This is a genomic window from Candidatus Roseilinea sp. NK_OTU-006 (assembly GCF_012931985.1).
Classification (GTDB): Bacteria; Chloroflexota; Anaerolineae; order J036; family Brachytrichaceae; genus JAAFGM01.
The window spans coordinates 1-3,247 of record NZ_JAAFGM010000073.1; the positions used below are offsets into that span (position 1 = coordinate 1).

The following is a 3,247-nucleotide window of genomic DNA, read 5'->3' on the forward strand; positions in this document are numbered from 1 at the left end:
GCCAGCGGGGCGTGGTGCATGTTCGGCACGCACAGGTCTACGATGTCAATGTCCGGATCGGCGAAAATTTCGCGCACGTCGGTCGTGAGCTTTTTGATGTTGTGCTTGATGCCCCAGTCGGCCAGGATGACCGGGTCCACGTCCGCGCCGGCGACGACCTCGGCGTGCTCCGACGCTTCCCAGCCGGGCATGTGCAGGCGCGCGATGCCGCCTACACCGATGACGGCGACCTTGAGTGTTTTGGCCATAGTGTGTTCGTTGAACGATTCCTCCCGTTGGATGGCAAGTCGGCTAAATTCGCCACGCGATCATATGTGGAGTGGCATTGTCCGGCAGGTGATCGAAGACTCGCTCGAGCGGCGTCCCATCGGCCATACACAGCGCGGCTGCGATCGCCAGGCCGTGCGAAACGACGATCACATTCCCGTGAGGATGCGCCCGCGCGATGCCGTCCAACACTTGGCCGACGCGCGCGGCCAGCTCGAACACGGTCTCGCCCTGCGGTGGGCGCGAATACACCGGGTTGCGCTTGCGCTCCTCCAGCTCGGCCACATAGCGCAGGGCGACGTCCTCGCCCAACATGCCCTCCCACGCCCCCAGGTTCACCTCGCGCAGGCGCGAGTCGAGGCGCACAGGCAACCGCAGGCGCAGCGCGATGATCTCCGCCGTCTGGCGCGCGCGCAACAGATCGCTGCTGTAGATGGCCTGAAACGCGGATTGTTCGGCCTGCTGGGCGAGCGTTTCGGCCAGCGCGTGCGCCTGGGCGACCCCGGTGGCGTTGAGCGGCGGCGCATCCGGCGTTTGCCCTTGCCAGCGCCCCTGAACGTTCCAATCGGTTTGGCCATGTCGAATGAGCCAGATCTGCGCCATGGTCACCCGCGATTGGCTGAAGCAGGTGGACGCGACACCTCGGCCGGCTTGCCCGCGCGGCTGGCGACATATTCAGGCACCTCGATCATCGGCGGGCGTTCCAGCTCGGCGATCTCCTCCACGTCGAGGTAATAGCCGCCGGCTTCGTAGCGAATCAGCTTCATGGTCTTGTTCACGTCGGCGATGAAGGCGCGCTCGTAGTGCCGTTCCAGCTTACGCATCACCGTCTGGATAATGGCGAACGACATCTTGCTCAGCGCTTCGAGTGTTTGGTTGTGGTGGATGCGCTCCAACAAGTCCACTTGCGCGATGGCCGACAGGCCGAACAACTCGTAGATGTCAATCAGCAGGCTGGTCTCCACGCCGTATCCGGAGGTGAACGCGCAGCGTTCGAGCGCGCTGCGTCGCCCGCCGTATTCGCCCGACAGCGGCTGGATCACCCCGGACAGCTCGGGATAGAACAAGTTGATGAGTGGTCGCGCGGTCAGCTCGGTCACCCGCCCGCCCCCGCCGGCCTGCAACTTATCGCCCACCCGCAGGGGCCGGCGATAGAAGCCCTTGACGAACTGGATGTCGCGGTTGAGCAGCATCGGCCCGATGATCCCGTAGACGAAGCGCGGATGGATGTTGACGATGTCGGTGTCAATCCAGACCACGATGTCGCCCTGGGTGACGAACAGGCTCTTCCATAACGCCTCGCCCTTGCCCCGGCGCGCGCCGTGCTCGGGCAATAGATCCTGATGGATGTAGACGGGGATGCCTGCTTTGCGCGCGATCTGGCGCGTGCGGTCGGTCGAATTCGAGTCAATCAGCACGATCTCGTCTAGCAGCGCCACTTCGTCCATCAGCGCGCGCTTCACGGTGCGGATGACTTTGCCGACCGTCGCCTCCTCGTTCAAGGCCGGCAGCGCCAGGCTGAGGGTGACGCCTTGCTCTCGCTTCAACTCGACCAGTTGCCCGAGGTCGGCGAACTCATCGGCCTGGAAGGTGTTTTGGGCGAACCACTTGTCCACCAGCAGCGAGATCGCGCCGGCGCCCACGCGCTCATCGGCGAACGATGCCGGCGCCGGGCGGCGCGTCTTCACCACCATGACCGCCGATGGCACCTCCGCGATCACCCGCTCGGCGACGGGGCCGAGCGCTGTATTGGTCTGCGCCGGGCGCGCCGATGCACCGAGGATGACCAAGTCGGCTTTCGTTTTGCGCGCACGGTCGAGGATGGTCCGGGTCGTGTCGTCGGTCAGGGCCGATTGCAGCTTCACCTCCGGCATGCGCTGCAGCACGCGCTCGATGGCCTGGAACGGCGCGTTCGGGTTGGCGTCGCCCTTGAGCTGGATGTGCAACGCGTCCAGCGCCTTGGGCGCGAGGTTGAGGCCGATGCGCAGCGCCAGCTCGGCCGTCGGACCGCCGCGCACCGGCACCAGCACGCGCTCCAGCGATTGCACCGGCCCGCGCACCAGGCCGACGTCGCAGGGAGGACGGCTGAGCACCTCGTGCGGTGAAAGGCCAAGGCGGAAGAGCTGCTCGGTGTACTCCAGCAACAACAGGTCGGGGTCTTCGATCTGGATGACGCGTTGAAGCTCCGGCCAGGGTTCGCTGGTCACCAGCACCTGCGAGCGGGCGCGCACCTGTTCGCCGCGGCCCAGCTTGCGCAGCAACTTGCGCAGCTCCTGCGCCTTGCTTGCTCCGGCGCTCAGCGATTCGTCGTCCGGCAGACGCCCGAGGCCTACCAGCACCACCTCGGGCTCAAGCGCCTGAGCCAGCTTTAGCGTCGAGTCGTTGCTGCACCCGTGCACCACCGGCACGAGGACCCGGCGCAGTGACGCGAAAAGCGTCTTCTTGTTCATCTCGCCTGTTGAGTCGCTTGTAACAAGGGAACAATGTGCCGCGCGCACACTTGCTCCCACGTGAACCGGCTGCGCACACGGCTGGCGTTGCGAAAGGTGGCGTCGTCGAGCAGGCGTTCGGTGATCGCTGCGGCCAGCGCGCGCGGGTCTGCGTCCGGCGAAAAGTAATAGGCGTCGTCATTGCCCAGCGCGCGCAACGGGGCGATGTCGCTGCAGAAGATCGGCATGTGGCTCATCGCCGCCTCTAGCATCGGCAACCCGAACCCCTCTTCCCGGCTGGGGAAGAACAGCGCGTCGGCCAGGCGATAGAAGTCGGCGATCACCTCATCCGGCAGGAAGTGATCGCTCATCTCCGCCAGGAAGTATGCGGCGTCCTCTAGTTCCAATTCTGTGCGGATCGCCTTGAGGGCTTCGAAGTATTCCACGTTCTTGACGTTGTGCGGGCCAAGCGGCCCGGTGACGATCAACACCGGCCGGCGAAAGGTGCGCCGCAACTCGGCCAGCGTGCGCAGCGCCAGCTCGATGTTCTT

At 65.4% G+C, this 3,247-nt stretch carries 4 protein-coding genes; all 4 read right to left on the reverse strand.

The genetic code is table 11. The features are described from left to right. On the reverse strand, positions 1-248 hold a 248-nt coding region (locus tag GXH28_RS15345), incomplete at its 3' end, for a Gfo/Idh/MocA family protein (RefSeq protein WP_169239891.1). A gap of 43 nt (positions 249-291) precedes the next feature. After that, entirely contained in the window at positions 292-870 is a 579-nt protein-coding gene (locus GXH28_RS15350) for a histidine phosphatase family protein (RefSeq protein WP_169239892.1), read from the reverse strand. Between the two features lie 2 nt (positions 871-872). Continuing rightward, positions 873-2,717, reverse strand: coding sequence for a glucosyl-3-phosphoglycerate synthase (locus tag GXH28_RS15355; RefSeq protein ID WP_169239893.1), 1,845 nt, complete (start codon positions 2,715-2,717; stop codon positions 873-875). Then, the coding region (locus GXH28_RS15360) for a glycosyltransferase (protein WP_169239894.1) at positions 2,714-3,247 on the reverse strand (534 nt) is incomplete at its 5' end. The genes GXH28_RS15355 and GXH28_RS15360, both read right to left, overlap by 4 nt.